Origin of the sequence: Stenotrophomonas sp. ZAC14A_NAIMI4_1 (assembly GCF_003086915.1) — a bacterium.
Classification (GTDB): Bacteria; Pseudomonadota; Gammaproteobacteria; order Xanthomonadales; family Xanthomonadaceae; genus Stenotrophomonas.
The window spans coordinates 180,356-193,750 of sequence record NZ_CP026002.1 but is presented as its reverse complement, the minus strand read 5'-3'; the positions used below and the strand labels follow the sequence as shown (position 1 = coordinate 193,750).

Genomic DNA, 13,395 nt, shown 5'->3' with positions numbered 1-13,395 from the left:
GGCAGTGAATGGCACGCATCAACGCGTGCCCGGTGATGCATTCTCGCCGCTGCGGGGTGAATGTGGGTGAGCGCGCGCCCGGTTGCGTGGATCACCGCTTGAAAATGGACAATAGATCCTTGTCTTCATGCGGCGCTTCCCACGTGGAGAGCCAGCAGAAGCCCACCCCGCTGCGCACGGCAGCGAGCTGGAACGCTGCAAGTTCCTGCTTGGTCACCGGGTACGCGATGGGGTCAAAGTGCAGCAGCGCCCACGGCTTGAGAAGTGAGAATCCGGACTTCATCTCCGAGAACGCTGCCTTGAGCTGACGTCGGATGGCGGAAAAGTCTCTCGTCGCACCCTCGCGACTACCCAGTGCATGGCACTGCCGGCGAATGGTTCTGCCTTCACCCACAACGCGAAGCAGGAAGTGGTCCTGGTGTACTTGAACGTAGATCAGCCGACGGCGAAAAATGCCCATGCCCTACCTGGCGTCCATGCCAGGCCGGACCTGCCTGGCGCACTCTGCTGCAACAGGTGCAAGCGAAGCGCCCTTCACCGTGGCGAGCGCTTTGAGCGTTTCCCGCTCATACGCTTCGGCAACGCCCGGTTCCGGCTCGATGAACGGCGATGTGCAGATGTCATCGATCTTGAAGCCCTGCTGGGTCAAGGCCAACACGTTCTCCGGCGCTTTAGGCAGCGCGCGCGCCACCGCGTAGGTGAGGGACAGCGAGGCGCCGGCATCCGAGTATGGCCTGAGCGCAGCCGCAACCTTGAGCCACGAAGGATCACCTGACTCGATGCCGGACATGACCTGGTCGAATTGCCGCGGGTGGTCCCAGAGATCCCACAGCACCTTGTGCCCGCCTTCGCTGGCGATGCGCTTGAGAAGCACCGGTGCCGAAGGGCCTCCAGCAGCGGCAGCCACCGGCGCCACAAGCGCCAGAGCGAGCAGCATCACGGACATTCTTCTCATGGCATTCGGCTACCTGGTATCCGGCCCTTGGCGCCGGCGATGCGACGTGCCCACGAAGCACCGCTTGGCGGGCTTCCCCTTGATACGGCGTGATCTTAGGGTGGCCCGGCCCGGCTAACAAGCTGCCGCATGACCGGTGCCAGCCGTCCGCAGTTCGCCGCGCATCCAGTCCATGAACGCCGTTACCCCTTCCACCCGCTCCGCAGGCACGTCCTCGCGGGTCACCGCGTAGTAGGCAAACGCCTGCGGCCACGGCGCCTGTACGACCACCTGCAGGCGCCCGTCCGCCAGCTCATCCGCCGCGTGGATGTCACGCACCAGGGCAACGCCCTGGCCTGCCACGGCGGCGCGTACCAGCAGCAGATCATCGTCGAAGGCAGGGCCGCGTTCCAGCTGATCGTTGGACGGCAGGCCCAGCGCCTGGAACCACAGCCGCCAGTCACTGCGCTCGCTGTCCTGCAGCAGGGGCAGGCGCAGGCAGTCCTGCGGCGTGGTGGCCGGTGCCACCCTCGCCAGCAACGCAGGGCTGGCCACCGGCAGCAGCACCGGTGCCAGCAGGTGCTCGCTCTGCAGCCCGGGGTAGGCGCCCAGCCCATGCCGGATGGCGACGTCCACGCCATCAGCGCGCAGATCCATCAGCCGCGGGCTGGCATCCAGCCGTACATCGATGGAAGGATGGGCGGCACTGAAACCGGCCAGGCGCGGCGCCAGCCACTGCGCGGCAAAACTGGGTGCCGCGCTGATGCGCAGCGTCGTGCGTGCGCGGCTGCTTTCCAGCACCTGCAGGCTGCTGCTGATCTGGTCGAAGGCCTGCAGCAGCTGTGGATGCACGCGCGCGCCTGCGGCGCTCAACACCACGCCATGGCGCGTGCGATCGAACAAGGAGACGCCCAGTCGATCCTGCAGTTGCTTGAGCTGCAGGCTCACTGCTCCCGGGGTTACGCCCATGGCTTTGGCGGCCGCGGTCAAGCTGCCATGCCTGCCGGTTTCCACGAAGGCCCGCAGGGCCAGCAAGGGCAGGACTGCACCCACGAACATTCTCCTCGATCTGGCCATGCATGGGCCACGCGCCGGCAGCATAGCGAGCGCAGCGCGAGTTGTCGTGGCGCGCCCGCAGAGTTCAGCGCAGCTCACTTCCACGCGCAGTACAACTCGTTTCCGTAGCCCGCACAGGCTTCCTAGACTGTTGGTCCGGTTGCTGCAGCACCGTTCCCACGCGCCACCTCAGCAACGGTGGCGCACCTGCATCGTGCCTGCGCCCATCACCGGAAACCAACGTGTCCGCACCTTCCCTGCATCTGTACACCGACAGCTCGCCGAACGGCTTCAAGGCCAGCATCGCGCTTGAAGAACTTGGCCTGCCCTACCAGGTGAGCCATGTCCGCATCGACCAGGGCGAGCATCGCAGCCCCGGGTTCCTTGCCCTCAACCCGCACGGCCGCATTCCGGTCCTGGTGGATCACGCACGCGGCCAGGTGGTGTTCGAGTCGGCAGCCATCCTGCTGTACCTGGCCGAACACGGTCAGGGCCTGCTGCCGCGTGCGCCCACCGCACGCTGGGATGCCATCACCTGGCTGATGTTCCATGCCGCCAGCGTCGGGCCCATCCTGGGCCAGCGCGTGCACTTCGAGCACTTCGCCGAAGAACGCTACCTGCCCGCCGTGCAACGCTACCAGCGGCTTTGCGAGGATGCGTTCAGCGTGCTGGACGCTCGCCTTGCCGACCACGTCTATCTTGCCGGCGCGGAGTACTCGATCGCCGATATCGCCCACTTCGCCTGGCTGCATATCGCCGAGCTCATCGACATCGACTTCCGTCGCCATCGCAACCTGTGGCGCTGGTACCAGCAGGTAGGCAAGCGGCCGGCCGTGCAACGCGGCGTGCGCATTCCCGAACCTGCAACCGGCCCCTGAAGGACACGCCATGACATCGACGCTCTCTACCACGGGCGCATCCGCGCCTGCGTTCACCAACCACGCTGGCTACCAGCGCATGTTCCGCGCGGGTGAACTGACCCTGGGCATGTTCCTGCCACTGCGCTTCTACGAAGGCGACATGCGCGCCCTGGAAGGGCAAGGCCGCCTGGTCGAGGCCATCGACCGCCACGGCTTTGCTGCCGTGTGGGTGCGAGACGTGCCCCTGTTCGATCCGATGTTCGGCGATGCCGGCCAGGTCTTCGATCCCTTCACCTATCTGGCGTGGCTCGCCGCGCGTACACAGCGGGTGGCACTGGCCACCGGCAGTGTCGTGCTGCCGCTGCGCAACCCTGTTGACCTGGCCAAAGCGGCGGCATCGCTGGACGTGCTGTCGGGCGGGCGGCTGGTGCTGGGCACGGCGTCAGGCGACCGCGCGGTGGAGTTCCCCGCGTACGGCATCGAGCACGCCACCCGCGGTGAGCGCTTTGCCGAGGCATTGCCGGCGATGCGCCGATGGTGGCAACCCGCCGACGGCAGCCGCGCCGGCCATGCGTGGACGGACCAGGGCCTGCAGCTGCTGCCCCCGCCCACCGCGCGCATTCCCCTGATCGTGACCGGCGGCGCTCGCCAGCCATTGCCGTGGATTGCCGAGCACGCCGATGGATGGCTGACATACCCGGATAGCACGCATGACGCGCACGGGCCCGCACGGTTGGCGGCGAAGATCCGGGCGTGGCGATCGCTGATTCCCGACGGCGGCTTCCGGCCACACATCACCAACGAATGGCTGGATCTGGTGGACGATGCCAACCACCCGCGCGTTCCGCTGCAGGGCGGCCACACGCTGCGTACCGGCCGGAAGGGCTTGATTGCCCTGCTGGACGCCTGGCGTGCGGCAGGCGTGAATCACGCCGCGCTCGGCATCCAGTACTCACGCCGGCCTGCCGCCGAGGTCATCCAGGAGATTGCCGAAGAGGTGCTGCCCTTGTTCCCGGCGTTTGCCGGAATGCCGGGCCGGTCGCCGGACTGGTAGGACGCGGCTCGGGACCGTCCTGATCCTGGGGTGTCATATCGTCAGCTGTCATGTTGAACGTCCACCGCCACCCCATCCTGGAAGTAGACAGTGAACAACGCATAGCGACCGCTGACGGTTTCGAACTGGAGCATCCATGGACGGGCTGGGTTGCCATCCAACGGGACCTCGATGCCAGACAACTGGAACTTCTCGCGCAGGGACGTCGTCAGCGGCCCATGGATTTCCTCGTACGCAGGCGCCAGGACGCTGGCAGCCTTTTGAAACGCCGCCTCCACATCGCGTGTCGTGTCCTGCAGGAACCGGATCTGGGCGTCCGAGGGCAACTGAGAACCGGAGGTGCTGAAGTACACGGCGACTGTGTGGTTTCCAACGGGAACGGACTCGGCCTCCCAAGTTTCCTCGCCACGAATCCTGGTGAGTTCCATGGGGCCAAAGAGGGGATGTTCCGCTGTTGCGACAACGGGACCTTCCCAGATTTGCTTGAGCCAATCGAGCATGACATCCGACTCCCTGTCAGACGGACCCATGGGCCCCGGTTGCGCGCATTATCCACGAACCACAGTGCGGGGGCTTTGCCCATGGCGACCCGTTTCGCTATAACCGGACTTTTCCAAGGCCATGTCCCATGACGCTGAAGGATCTTCTCGCCTCTGCTGTCTATCGCGACTACGTGCTCGCGCTGGACGCGCATCTCGAGCACCAGCGCTTCGACCACGACGCTGCAGTGGAGCCGGTGATCGTAGCCCTGCATGAAGGCTGGCTGGAGCACGCCGGTATCACGCCCATCGCATTGCGTGAGCTGATCACAACCGAACGCCTCCAGACGTTCAACTACATCGCGCAGAAGCTCGTTGCCTTCTCAGAAGCAGATGGCGGTGCGGACAATATCGTCAATGAAGCGGCCAACCTGCATATGCCCATTGGCCACCTGGTCGAATACCTTGTCCTGCGTGACGAATCGTCTGACATCACCGCCTACCTGAGGAAGATTCGAATGCCCAGTGCACGTGCTTACGCGGCGCGCGTTTCGAAGATGTTCCGCGCGGCCAGCATTGACCTGCCCGGGCCTGGTTGAAGCCGGGCAGTTCGCTCGCGCCTGCAGTGCGCCGTTCCCGCGACGAACGGACAGTTGGCCGCGCTGTGATCGCGGCAGCCCTATGGCGAGCGGGCGACTTCCCACATCCCATACGCCGTCAGCCCGAGGGACTCTGCAAGGCCATTCGAAGCCACGTTGTCGAACTGGCAGCGGTACTGCGCTTCATGTCCGCGCTCGCTGGCGTACTCAATCATGGCGTGCACCAGCGACCTTGCCAGGCCCTTGCCGCGCGCTCTCGGCATGGTCAGCACGCCCATATCGGCGATTGCCACGCCGCCCCAGGGGTAGAGGCTGGAGACCGCCAGCAACTCCGATTCGACGAACGCGCCAAAGGTCGCCCAGTGCCCCAGTTCCACGGACGCATCGTCCTGGTCGTCTGCAGGCACCTGTGCCATGAAGCCGTCGAACAGCGCTGCATCGTCAGGCCTCAGCACGCGCACCTCGGGCAACGTGCCGGCTTGCGTCGTGGATGCGCCCGCAGCTGCCACGTAGTAGATGACATCGGGCGCGTGCATCTCGACGCCGGCAGCACCGAGGGCCTCGCGCAGCCCCTGCAGTGAGACCGGCAGACTGTCCGGTGCGATTCCCAGGGCCGAAGCAATGGAGGGAGACAGTGCCGCACGCGTGCTGCCATGCGGATTCACTATCACCATTGCGCGGCGCTCGGCGGTGAGATGCGGGTTGATCACCAGGCTGAAGTCGCCTGCAGTCGGCACGCGGATGCCGGCGTCGAACAGCCCATCCCAATGGGAGACAACGGCAGGATTCCACTGACACATCGTTGCGCTCCTTCTTTGCGGTCGTCCGAAACGCTGGAATCAAGCTGCGCCGCAAAGCAACATCGGCTTGAGTGAAATGCCGACAGTCGGGCGCAGGTATCCGCCGAGTATGCCGGACTCCAGATGGCGCGGTGCGCTGCACAGCGGGCAGACCTCACGGTGGAAGCCGGTCTTGCCGTGGCCGCGAGCCTGACATGCTAGATTCAATAAGACAGCCAAAGCATTTGCGACGAAGCTCACAAATCCCTGGTCGCCTGCGGCGGGAAAATGGAATTTCGCAAGGAGAGACTGCGCCATGAGGCACCCTGTTCGCCGCACCATGATGCGCACTGCGTGCGCTGCGATGTTGCCGCTCGTACTGGCCGCGTGCGGTACCCGCGATGACGCGGCATCCATCACCGCTGACCTGCGCGCCCAGATGGACGGCTCGAAGGTATGCGCGGTGCTGGTGGCACCCGAGTGGCCGATCGAGCAAAGCGCGGAACATCTCGCCAGCCCCGGCATTGAGGCCCTGATCGCCGCCGACCTCATTCGACGCGAACCGGTGGTGAACCGTGCCAACGTGACGCCGCAGGCACGCATTTCCATTACCGAAACCGGCAAGCCCTATCTGCAGCTGGAAGCGATCGGTCCTGGCAGCCCGCCGTCGCCCTACCTCTGTTTTGGCCGGAAGCAGATCACCCGCATCAGCCGCGGCGAAGACGGCGTGGTGCGCTACCGCTATCGCATCGTGGATCCTCCCGCGTGGGCCCTGCGCAGTGACATGCGCGCGGTATTTCCCTTCCTTGCCCGGCTGATCGACCACGAACAGCACGCCGAACTTGGCGCGGTCAAGGAAGATGGCCGATGGCAGGTGCCCGGCGGCCCCATGCAGACCAATCTTGCCGAGCTGGGCAACATCGGCTTCCTTCCCTGCCCTTACCCCAACGCTTCGCCCGATGAAGACCCCTGCCGCTGAATGTCGAAAGGAGATCTGACATGAAACCTGCCCTCCTCAGCGCCCTGTTTGCGCTGGCCTTTACCTCTTCGGTCGCCAGCCAGGAAATGCCGGACGCGGGCTGGGCAAAGGACCCCGCGAGCGGATGCAGCTTCAAGGCGCCCCGCTCCCTGCCCTCGGGGCCGACCTATTGGATCGGCGACTGTACCGGCGGCAAAGCGACCGGCCTGGGCGTATTGCGCCGTCGCGATGGAACGGTCGCGGGCGAGGCGTTCTACGGCGAACTTAAAAACGGGGTGCCGGTCATCGGCGTCATCGATACCCGCCGGGACGATCAGGGCGGCTTTGTGCTGGGCCGCTGGAAAGACGGCGATCTGGTATCCAACGATGACAACCCCTGGCAGGACCGCGCCGATGCCTTCACCACCGCTGCCAGCGCCGCTCGCGCAGCGAGTGCGGTGTTCAGAGCGCAGAAGAACGAAGTATCAGCCCGCTTCTACGCGCAGCAGGCTGAAATGCTTGCTGAGCAGCTTGACGGTTGAGCGATATACACGTGGAAAACGCGACGATGGAATGGACATTCGATCAGGCCCCGAACGTAGCGTGCATCACCTGCCAGGCCGTGCTGGACGGCAGTCCCGTCCTGGTCGTGACGCACTATGCCGATGATCACTCCTGGGCGTTCCTCGATGGCACCGAAGCCGATCCATCCCAGGCGCGCGTCGTTTCCATGCAAAGGGTCGTGCACCAGCATCCTGAACTTTCCGGGATCTCGGACCTGTTGCCGGGCATGACCGCCCTGCGGCCTGCACCCGGCATGGCGTGGCGCACGGAACCGCACGACTGAACCACCCGCGATGCGCCGGGCGTGACCCGGCGCCAACGCTGCGTCACTCGCAGAGCGCGCTGTCTTCCGTCAACGCAGCATCGTCCAGCGGCCGCCGCTGCTCGATCAGCTCACGCTGTGCGGCGGTGGGCTCGCCCAGCCACCACACGCGGCAGCGCGCGGTCAGGCGGCCAACCATCTTCGACTGCCCGGGCGAGTACAGCATCGCCAGCGCGGTCCCCGGGCAATCGTGGGCTTGGCAGGCGCTGTAGAACCACCACGGCTCACCCTGCAGCGTCTCCAGCTCACCGGGGCCGCTGGGGCCGCTCAGCAGGCGTTCGCGCAGCGAGGGAATCTCCTTGTTGCTGGCCTCGGCGGCTGCCGTGTTCTGCATCAGCGCGTTGAATGCGGCCAGCACCTTCGGGTCCTTGCGCCCACAGTCATCCACGGTGTTGCCGCCTACCAGGGTGAAGAACTGGGTGGCCAGCGGATTGTCCTTGCAGGTGAGTTCCGCGCCGGGACTTTCCTGTTCCGGCTCGCCCTCGTTGTCCCACACCGACGGGTCGACGCCGTCTTCAACGGAGGGTTCGGGTTCGACCGCCGTGGCGGTGGCGGCGGCTGCATCGGTTGCGGCTTCAGCGGCGGGCGTGGGCTCGCTACCGGCCTGCGGTGCCGGCGCCTGCGAACACGCGGCGAGCAGCGCGATCATCCATGAGAGGCCAATATTGCGGGATTGCATTCCCTGTCCTTGGGTGTGTGGGCTGCGACGGAGGGATTCTACGCGGCGCCGGCATTCCGCCGGGTTGAACCCGCAAAAAAAAACCCCGGCGCGTGGCCGGGGCTTTTCGATTCACTTGAACAGCGTGTCCGGGTATTCCGGCTTCTGTTCCCGCGCCAGCAGTGCGCGCAGGCCTTCTGCAGGCGTCTGTTCGCCGTGCAGCACGGCACGCACGCGGTCGGAGATCGGCAGGTCGATGCCATGGCGGTGCGCCTGTCGCATCACTTCGTCGGCGGTCTGCACCGATTCCACCACCTGGCCGATTTCGCGCACGGCATCCTGCAGCGTCTGCCCACGGCCCAGGGCCAGGCCCAGGCGACGGTTGCGCGACAGGTCGCCGGTGCAGGTCAGCACCAGGTCGCCCAGGCCAGCCAGGCCCATCAGGGTTTCCGGCTTGGCACCGATCGCCGCGGCAAGCCGCAGCATCTCGTTCAGGCCACGGGTGATGAGGCCGGCGCGGGCGTTCAGGCCCAGCTGCATGCCATCGGCCACGCCGGTGGCCACGGCCAGCACGTTCTTCATCGCGCCGCCGAGCTCGGCACCGACCATGTCATCGCCCGTGTAGGCGCGGAACGCCGGGCCATGCATGGCTTCGGCCACGGTCTGCGCGAACTCCGGCACGTCGCCGTGCACGGTGATGGCGGTGGGCAGGCCCAGGGTCACTTCCTTGGCGAACGAGGGCCCGGTGACCACGGCCAGCGGCACGTCGTCACCCAGGATCTCGCGCGCCACTTCATGCAGGAAGCGGCCCGAACCGGGTTCAAAGCCCTTGGTGGCCCACGCCACGCCGGCACCGGCCGGACGCAGCGGTGCCAGCGCACGCACGGTCTCGTTGAACGCGTGCGACGGCGTCACCACCAGCACCCAGGCAGCATCCTGCAGGGCGGCCGCCATGTCGGTGGTCGCACGCAGGCTGTCCGGCAACGGGATGCCCGGCAGGTAGCGCGGGTTCTCGTGGCGCTGGTCGATGGCTTCGACCACGGCGGCATCGCGCCCCCACAGCACGGTCGGATGACCGTGCCGGGCAAGCAGGGTGGCCAGCGCGGTTCCCCAGGAACCAGCGCCCAGCACGGCGATCTTGTCAGCGGTAGTGCTCATCCGTGACGTCGCGGCGGTGATCAGGCGTTGCCGACCGGCTCGGAGTCAGCCAGCGACGGTGCGTCGCCCTGCTCCTGGCGCTGGCGCAGGGTTTCTGCGTACAGGCCTTCGAAGTTGATGGGCTGCAGGAAGAACGGCGGGAAGCCGCCGGCCTGGATCAGGTCGCTGACCAGCTGGCGCACGTACGGGAACAGGATGTTCGGGCACTGGGTGCCGAGCAGCACGTCGATCGACTGCGGGTCCAGGCCGACCAGGCCGAACACGCCAGCCTGCTTCACTTCGGCCACGTAGGCGGTGCGCTCACCGGCCTGGCAGGTCAGGGTGACGGCCAGCACGACTTCGAAGGCGTTCTCACCCAGGCGCTGCACCTGCTGGTTCAGGTTGAGCTGCAGTTCCGGCTGGACCTGGTCATTGAAGATGGTCGGAGCATTCGGCGATTCGAAGGAAACGTCCTTGACGTAGATCTTCTCGACGGTGAACGCGGGGCCGGCGGCGGCATCGACCGGCGCAACGGCGCCGTTGGTGGTCTCTTCGGACATTTCCAGTAACTCCAATGAATGCGATTAAAACGATGGTCGAACTACAGCGATGGGGGCGGCGGCGGGCCCATACAAGGCCAGTTCCGCCATCCCCTGCAATCAGTTGCGGCCCTTGACCAGCGGCAAGTCGGCCTGCTGCCAGGCGGGAATGCCACCTTCCAGCACGAAGACCTTTTCGAAGCCGGCCTTCTTCAGCGCCTTGGCGGCGGTTTCCGAAGCGTTGCCGCTGCGGCACACCAGGACCACCGGGCTCTGCTTGGCGTTTGCCACCAGCTTGTGCTCGGCGCCGAAGGCGCTGGCCTGGGCGTTGCGGCTGCCGGCGATGTGGCCCTTTTCGAAGTCACCGCTGGGCGACAGATCAACCACGACCGCGCCACCGGCATTCATCAGGTGGGTCAGCTCGGCCGGCTTGATGCCCTTGTAGCCCCGGAACAGGCGGCGGATTTCGGTGACGATGAGGGCCACGGTCAGGCCGACCAGGGCCGCGGACAGCATCGGGTTTCGGCCAGCGAAGGCCAGCAACTCTTCGTAATTCACTCAGGTCACGGGTCGATTAAGCGGGCGCCGATTGTCGCACAAGCCACAGCGGGCCGGTCACTGCCCCTGCCACAGGTCCGGCAGGCCGGCGGCCTGCCACCAGCGCTTGGCGTCCGGATCCCAGCGCCAGCGCTCGACCACCACCACGGTGCGCTCGGCCTGGGTGTTCTGGTTGATCACCCCGATTTCGACCCGGCGCTCGACCTGGCCGCCGTCCAGCGAGGCGCTGCTGCGCTCGCGGTAGGAGGACACGCGCAGCTGGGCGTAGCGGTTGAGCTCGAACTCGGTGGGCGGCTTTTCCTTGCGCAGCTCCGGGTCCAGGTAGGCAATGGCATCGTCCATGCTGCCCCAGCGGATGGTCGCGCCGTAGGCGATCTGGGTCTCTTCCAGCAGCTTGCGCTGCTTGCGTGTGAGGTCGTCGGCAGCGGCACTGGCCACGGCGCTGACCAGCAGCAGGGAGCACAACAGGATCTGGATCAGGCGGCGCATCGGTGGTTTCCCCAGGACGTCAGCCTGCCATCCTACCCTTTGGCGAAGGCAACGAAGCGACCGCTCAGCTCGGCGGCAGAGCGGCCATCGGCCCCCGGCTGGCGGGCGACGATGCTGATGCGGGCCTTGCCGCGCTGGCGGAAGGTGGCCAGGAAGGTGTCCCAGCTGCTGGCTTCGGCGGTTTCGGCGTGGGCGTGCAGGTCTTCGTAGACCGGCGCCAGGTAGCGCAGGTTGCTGTCGGCCACGTAGACCTCGGCGTCGTGCCCGGCCAGGCGCAGGCGCAGGCTGACCAGCGCCCAGCCGGACAGGGTGAGCACCGAGGCCAGGCTGCCACCGAAGGCGTTGCCCTTGTCGTTGACGTTGGCCACCAGCGGCGCGGTGATGCGCAGCACGCCGTCGGCATAGCCGTCCAGGCGGATCTGCATCGCACGGACCGCCGGCATGCAGTCAAGCACGTCCTGCAGGGCGGCCAGCGAGGAGGTCAGGGCATCAGCGGACATCGAGCAGCAACCACGACAACGAAGGGCCCGCATAATGACGTCAATGGCCGACCATACGATACCCACTGGCTGGACCCTGATCTCGCTGCGTCCGCAGGGGCAGCATGCCGGGCTGAGGCGGGCTGCGGCCAAGCTGGGCGGGGCGACCGTGGCGTTGTCGCCGTGGCGGCTGCAGCGGTTGCAGGGCCCGGCGGTCGAACAGCGGCTGAACCGCGCACTGGCCTGCGCGCGGGTGGTATTCACCAGCCCGGCGGCGGTCGAAGCCGCTGCGGCGCTGCAGCACCTGCCTGCGGCCCAGCGCAGCCCCTGGCTGACCGTGGGCGAAGGCACCGCGCGCGCGCTGCACGCACAGGGCATCGACGAAGTGCACGCACCCCAGCGGATGGACAGCGAAGGCCTGCTGGGCCTGCCGGTGCTGGCCGAGGTGCGCGGCATGGACATCGGCCTGGTGACCGCACCGGGCGGCCGTGGCCTGATTGCCGCGCAGCTGGAGGCGGCCGGCGCGCGGATCCTTCGCGCCGACGTCTACCGACGGCTGCCGCTGGCGGTACCGCGGCGAACACTGGCACGGCTGGCGCACTCGGCCACGCCGTGGCTGCTGGCCGTCAGCAGCGGCGAGGCGCTGCAGCGCTTCTGGCAGCAGTTGTCCCCCGGTTGGCAGCAGCGCCTGCGCACCGAGGCCATCGTGCTGGCCGCCAGCGCGCGCCTGGCCGAGCAGGCACAGGCGCTGGGACTGGCCCGCGTGGTGCGCAGCGAAGGGCCCACCGTGGCCCAGATGGCAGCGGCCGCACACGCCGCGCTCACTGCCCCGGCAGCGACCTGAACAGGCACCCGGCGCACGCTTGCCGGGGTCATCGCCAACAGTGATGCTGTGTGCAACGCTGCCTGCCGGTTCCCCACCGGCGACGCCGCCGACAAGGAAGCCCGATGAACGACACCCCGCCACCTGCCCCCTCCCGCCGCACCCTGCGCTGGCTGCTGCCGCTTGCCGGGTTGGTGGTGCTGGGCGCCGGTGGCTATGCCGGCTGGCACTACTGGCAGCAACAGCAGAGTGACCAGGCAGCGCAGGCGCAGACCACGGCCGTGCAGCTGACCGGGCTGCAGGCCACCGTCGAGGCACTGCGCCGCGACCAGCGCGCGACCAGCCAGCGGCTGCAGGATGCGGCGGCCACCAACCGCGTGCTGCGCGATGAGATGCTGGGCCTGTCCCAGCGCAGCGCACTGCTGGAAGAGAACCTGGGCCGGCTGGCCGAGAGCGCCAACCAGGGCCGCCAGGCCGTGCAGCGCGACGAGGCCGAGCTGCTGCTGACCCAGGCCGCGCAACGGCTGGCCTTTGCCGATGATGTGGAAGGCGCGCGCCGCCTGTATGCGCAGGCCGCCACCGCGCTGGCCGACCTGCCCGACAACGAAGGCCTGAACCTGCGCCAGGCGCTGGTGCAGGAACGCGACGCGCTGGATGCGCTGGGCCGTGGCCCGCGCGTGCAGGCGCTGCACCGGCTGGATGCGGTCGCACAGGCGCTGCAGGGGCTGCCCTCCGAACTGCCGCCCTCGCCGGCCGAGGCGGCGGCCAAGCCGTGGTGGCAATCCGCGCTGGCACCCTTCGTGGACATCACCCCCAGCCGCCTGAACGGCCCGCTGACCCAGGCCGAACGCGCCGCTGCCGATGACGCGCTGCAGTTGGAACTGACCCTGGCCCGTGCGGCCATCGAGCGTGGCGACCGCAGCGGCCGTGATGCCGCGCTGAACCGCGTGGCCCACTGGGCGCAGCGCCGCTGGCCGGATTCACCGGGCCTGCGCGCGCAACATGCTGAACTTCAGGCCTTGCGCAAGGCCCCGCTGCAGGCCGAAAGCAGCGTGCTTGGCAGCACCCTGCAACAACTGCGCTCCCAGACCGACCGGAGGTAACGCC

20 protein-coding genes are annotated in these 13,395 nt (G+C 67.3%); 8 read left to right on the top strand and 12 right to left on the bottom strand.

Going from position 1 to position 13,395, the window contains the following annotated elements; translation table 11 throughout:
• Positions 1-91: 91 nt before the first annotated feature.
• From C1926_RS00820 to C1926_RS00810, 3 genes are all read right to left on the bottom strand, one after another.
• The gene (locus tag C1926_RS00820) at positions 92-460 is read right to left on the bottom strand and encodes a hypothetical protein (RefSeq protein WP_108757949.1); all 369 of its coding nucleotides are present in this window, start codon (positions 458-460) and stop codon (positions 92-94) included.
• Positions 461-463: 3 nt separating this feature from the next.
• On the bottom strand, positions 464-946 hold the full coding sequence (locus C1926_RS00815; RefSeq protein WP_254057353.1) for a hypothetical protein: 483 nt from the start codon (positions 944-946) through the stop codon (positions 464-466).
• A gap of 123 nt (positions 947-1,069) precedes the next feature.
• Complete coding sequence (locus tag C1926_RS00810; protein ID WP_108760596.1) at positions 1,070-1,987, bottom strand: LysR substrate-binding domain-containing protein; 918 nt, start codon at positions 1,985-1,987, stop codon at positions 1,070-1,072.
• 245 nt (positions 1,988-2,232) lie between these two features.
• On the opposite strand from C1926_RS00810, the gene C1926_RS00805 reads away from it, so the two are divergent.
• Entirely contained in the window at positions 2,233-2,868 is a 636-nt protein-coding gene (locus C1926_RS00805; RefSeq protein WP_108757947.1) for a glutathione S-transferase family protein, read from the top strand.
• Between the two features lie 10 nt (positions 2,869-2,878).
• A complete protein-coding gene (locus C1926_RS00800; RefSeq protein WP_108757946.1) occupies positions 2,879-3,904 on the top strand; it encodes an LLM class oxidoreductase in 1,026 nt (341 codons plus the stop codon).
• A gap of 41 nt (positions 3,905-3,945) precedes the next feature.
• On the opposite strand, the gene C1926_RS00795 is transcribed toward C1926_RS00800, so the two are convergent.
• The gene (locus C1926_RS00795; protein ID WP_159095015.1) at positions 3,946-4,404 is read right to left on the bottom strand and encodes a hypothetical protein; all 459 of its coding nucleotides are present in this window, start codon (positions 4,402-4,404) and stop codon (positions 3,946-3,948) included.
• A 128-nt stretch (positions 4,405-4,532) separates the two neighbouring features.
• On the opposite strand from C1926_RS00795, the gene C1926_RS21690 reads away from it, so the two are divergent.
• Positions 4,533-4,982, top strand: coding sequence for a hypothetical protein (locus C1926_RS21690; protein WP_216822040.1), 450 nt, complete (start codon positions 4,533-4,535; stop codon positions 4,980-4,982).
• An 80-nt stretch (positions 4,983-5,062) separates the two neighbouring features.
• On the opposite strand, the gene C1926_RS00785 is transcribed toward C1926_RS21690, so the two are convergent.
• Positions 5,063-5,782, bottom strand: coding sequence for a GNAT family N-acetyltransferase (locus C1926_RS00785; RefSeq protein ID WP_108757944.1), 720 nt, complete (start codon positions 5,780-5,782; stop codon positions 5,063-5,065).
• A 39-nt stretch (positions 5,783-5,821) separates the two neighbouring features.
• Complete coding sequence (locus C1926_RS21395) at positions 5,822-6,079, bottom strand: hypothetical protein (RefSeq protein ID WP_159095014.1); 258 nt, start codon at positions 6,077-6,079, stop codon at positions 5,822-5,824.
• A 22-nt stretch (positions 6,080-6,101) separates the two neighbouring features.
• Here C1926_RS21395 and C1926_RS00780 point away from each other — a divergent pair, with 22 nt between their 5' ends.
• The 3 genes from C1926_RS00780 to C1926_RS00770 are packed head-to-tail and all read left to right on the top strand — an operon-like array spanning position 6,102 to position 7,566.
• Positions 6,102-6,740: a hypothetical protein gene (locus C1926_RS00780; protein WP_216822039.1), complete on the top strand. Its 639-nt coding sequence runs from the start codon at positions 6,102-6,104 to the stop codon at positions 6,738-6,740.
• A 20-nt stretch (positions 6,741-6,760) separates the two neighbouring features.
• Positions 6,761-7,261, top strand: a complete 501-nt coding sequence (locus C1926_RS00775) for a hypothetical protein (protein WP_108757942.1) — start codon at positions 6,761-6,763, stop codon at positions 7,259-7,261.
• Between the two features lie 26 nt (positions 7,262-7,287).
• Positions 7,288-7,566 carry a hypothetical protein gene (locus tag C1926_RS00770; RefSeq protein WP_079224706.1) on the top strand — a complete coding sequence of 93 codons (279 nt, stop codon included), beginning with the start codon at positions 7,288-7,290 and terminating at the stop codon, positions 7,564-7,566.
• A gap of 43 nt (positions 7,567-7,609) precedes the next feature.
• Here the strand turns inward: C1926_RS00770 and C1926_RS00765 are convergent, their stop codons facing one another.
• The 6 genes from C1926_RS00765 to C1926_RS00740 form a co-directional block, all read right to left on the bottom strand.
• Positions 7,610-8,284 carry an Ivy family c-type lysozyme inhibitor gene (locus tag C1926_RS00765; protein ID WP_108757941.1) on the bottom strand — a complete coding sequence of 225 codons (675 nt, stop codon included), beginning with the start codon at positions 8,282-8,284 and terminating at the stop codon, positions 7,610-7,612.
• A 111-nt stretch (positions 8,285-8,395) separates the two neighbouring features.
• Complete coding sequence (locus tag C1926_RS00760) at positions 8,396-9,421, bottom strand: NAD(P)H-dependent glycerol-3-phosphate dehydrogenase (protein ID WP_108757940.1); 1,026 nt, start codon at positions 9,419-9,421, stop codon at positions 8,396-8,398.
• Positions 9,422-9,441: 20 nt separating this feature from the next.
• Entirely contained in the window at positions 9,442-9,960 is a 519-nt protein-coding gene (secB, locus tag C1926_RS00755) for a protein-export chaperone SecB (RefSeq protein ID WP_108757939.1), read from the bottom strand.
• 99 nt (positions 9,961-10,059) lie between these two features.
• Positions 10,060-10,497 (bottom strand): rhodanese-like domain-containing protein, encoded by a 438-nt coding sequence (locus tag C1926_RS00750; RefSeq protein WP_108757938.1) that lies wholly within the window; start codon positions 10,495-10,497, stop codon positions 10,060-10,062.
• 57 nt (positions 10,498-10,554) lie between these two features.
• Positions 10,555-10,986 (bottom strand): hypothetical protein, encoded by a 432-nt coding sequence (locus C1926_RS00745; RefSeq protein ID WP_079224697.1) that lies wholly within the window; start codon positions 10,984-10,986, stop codon positions 10,555-10,557.
• 32 nt (positions 10,987-11,018) lie between these two features.
• Positions 11,019-11,486: a YiiD C-terminal domain-containing protein gene (locus C1926_RS00740; RefSeq protein WP_079224696.1), complete on the bottom strand. Its 468-nt coding sequence runs from the start codon at positions 11,484-11,486 to the stop codon at positions 11,019-11,021.
• A 34-nt stretch (positions 11,487-11,520) separates the two neighbouring features.
• Between C1926_RS00740 and C1926_RS00735 the strand changes: the two genes are divergently transcribed.
• A complete protein-coding gene (locus tag C1926_RS00735) occupies positions 11,521-12,309 on the top strand; it encodes a uroporphyrinogen-III synthase (RefSeq protein ID WP_108757937.1) in 789 nt (262 codons plus the stop codon).
• 104 nt (positions 12,310-12,413) lie between these two features.
• On the top strand, positions 12,414-13,391 hold the full coding sequence (locus tag C1926_RS00730; protein WP_108757936.1) for a uroporphyrinogen-III C-methyltransferase: 978 nt from the start codon (positions 12,414-12,416) through the stop codon (positions 13,389-13,391).
• Positions 13,392-13,395: the final 4 nt, after the last annotated feature.

Coding starts and splice junctions, on each gene's coding strand:
- C1926_RS00745 (WP_079224697.1), bottom strand. CDS start 10,986: ATGCGCCGCCTGATCCAGATCCTGTTGTGCTCCCTGCTGCTGGTCAGC.
- C1926_RS00735 (WP_108757937.1), top strand. CDS start 11,521: ATGACGTCAATGGCCGACCATACGATACCCACTGGCTGGACCCTGATC.
- C1926_RS00760 (WP_108757940.1), bottom strand. CDS start 9,421: ATGAGCACTACCGCTGACAAGATCGCCGTGCTGGGCGCTGGTTCCTGG.
- C1926_RS00820 (WP_108757949.1), bottom strand. CDS start 460: ATGGGCATTTTTCGCCGTCGGCTGATCTACGTTCAAGTACACCAGGAC.
- C1926_RS00815 (WP_254057353.1), bottom strand. CDS start 946: ATGTCCGTGATGCTGCTCGCTCTGGCGCTTGTGGCGCCGGTGGCTGCC.
- C1926_RS00780 (WP_216822039.1), top strand. CDS start 6,102: ATGATGCGCACTGCGTGCGCTGCGATGTTGCCGCTCGTACTGGCCGCG.
- C1926_RS00775 (WP_108757942.1), top strand. CDS start 6,761: ATGAAACCTGCCCTCCTCAGCGCCCTGTTTGCGCTGGCCTTTACCTCT.
- C1926_RS00785 (WP_108757944.1), bottom strand. CDS start 5,782: ATGTGTCAGTGGAATCCTGCCGTTGTCTCCCATTGGGATGGGCTGTTC.
- C1926_RS00800 (WP_108757946.1), top strand. CDS start 2,879: ATGACATCGACGCTCTCTACCACGGGCGCATCCGCGCCTGCGTTCACC.
- C1926_RS00730 (WP_108757936.1), top strand. CDS start 12,414: ATGAACGACACCCCGCCACCTGCCCCCTCCCGCCGCACCCTGCGCTGG.
- C1926_RS00795 (WP_159095015.1), bottom strand. CDS start 4,404: ATGCTCGATTGGCTCAAGCAAATCTGGGAAGGTCCCGTTGTCGCAACA.
- C1926_RS00770 (WP_079224706.1), top strand. CDS start 7,288: ATGGAATGGACATTCGATCAGGCCCCGAACGTAGCGTGCATCACCTGC.
- C1926_RS21690 (WP_216822040.1), top strand. CDS start 4,533: ATGACGCTGAAGGATCTTCTCGCCTCTGCTGTCTATCGCGACTACGTG.
- C1926_RS21395 (WP_159095014.1), bottom strand. CDS start 6,079: ATGGCGCAGTCTCTCCTTGCGAAATTCCATTTTCCCGCCGCAGGCGAC.
- C1926_RS00765 (WP_108757941.1), bottom strand. CDS start 8,284: ATGCAATCCCGCAATATTGGCCTCTCATGGATGATCGCGCTGCTCGCC.
- C1926_RS00740 (WP_079224696.1), bottom strand. CDS start 11,486: ATGTCCGCTGATGCCCTGACCTCCTCGCTGGCCGCCCTGCAGGACGTG.
- secB (WP_108757939.1), bottom strand. CDS start 9,960: ATGTCCGAAGAGACCACCAACGGCGCCGTTGCGCCGGTCGATGCCGCC.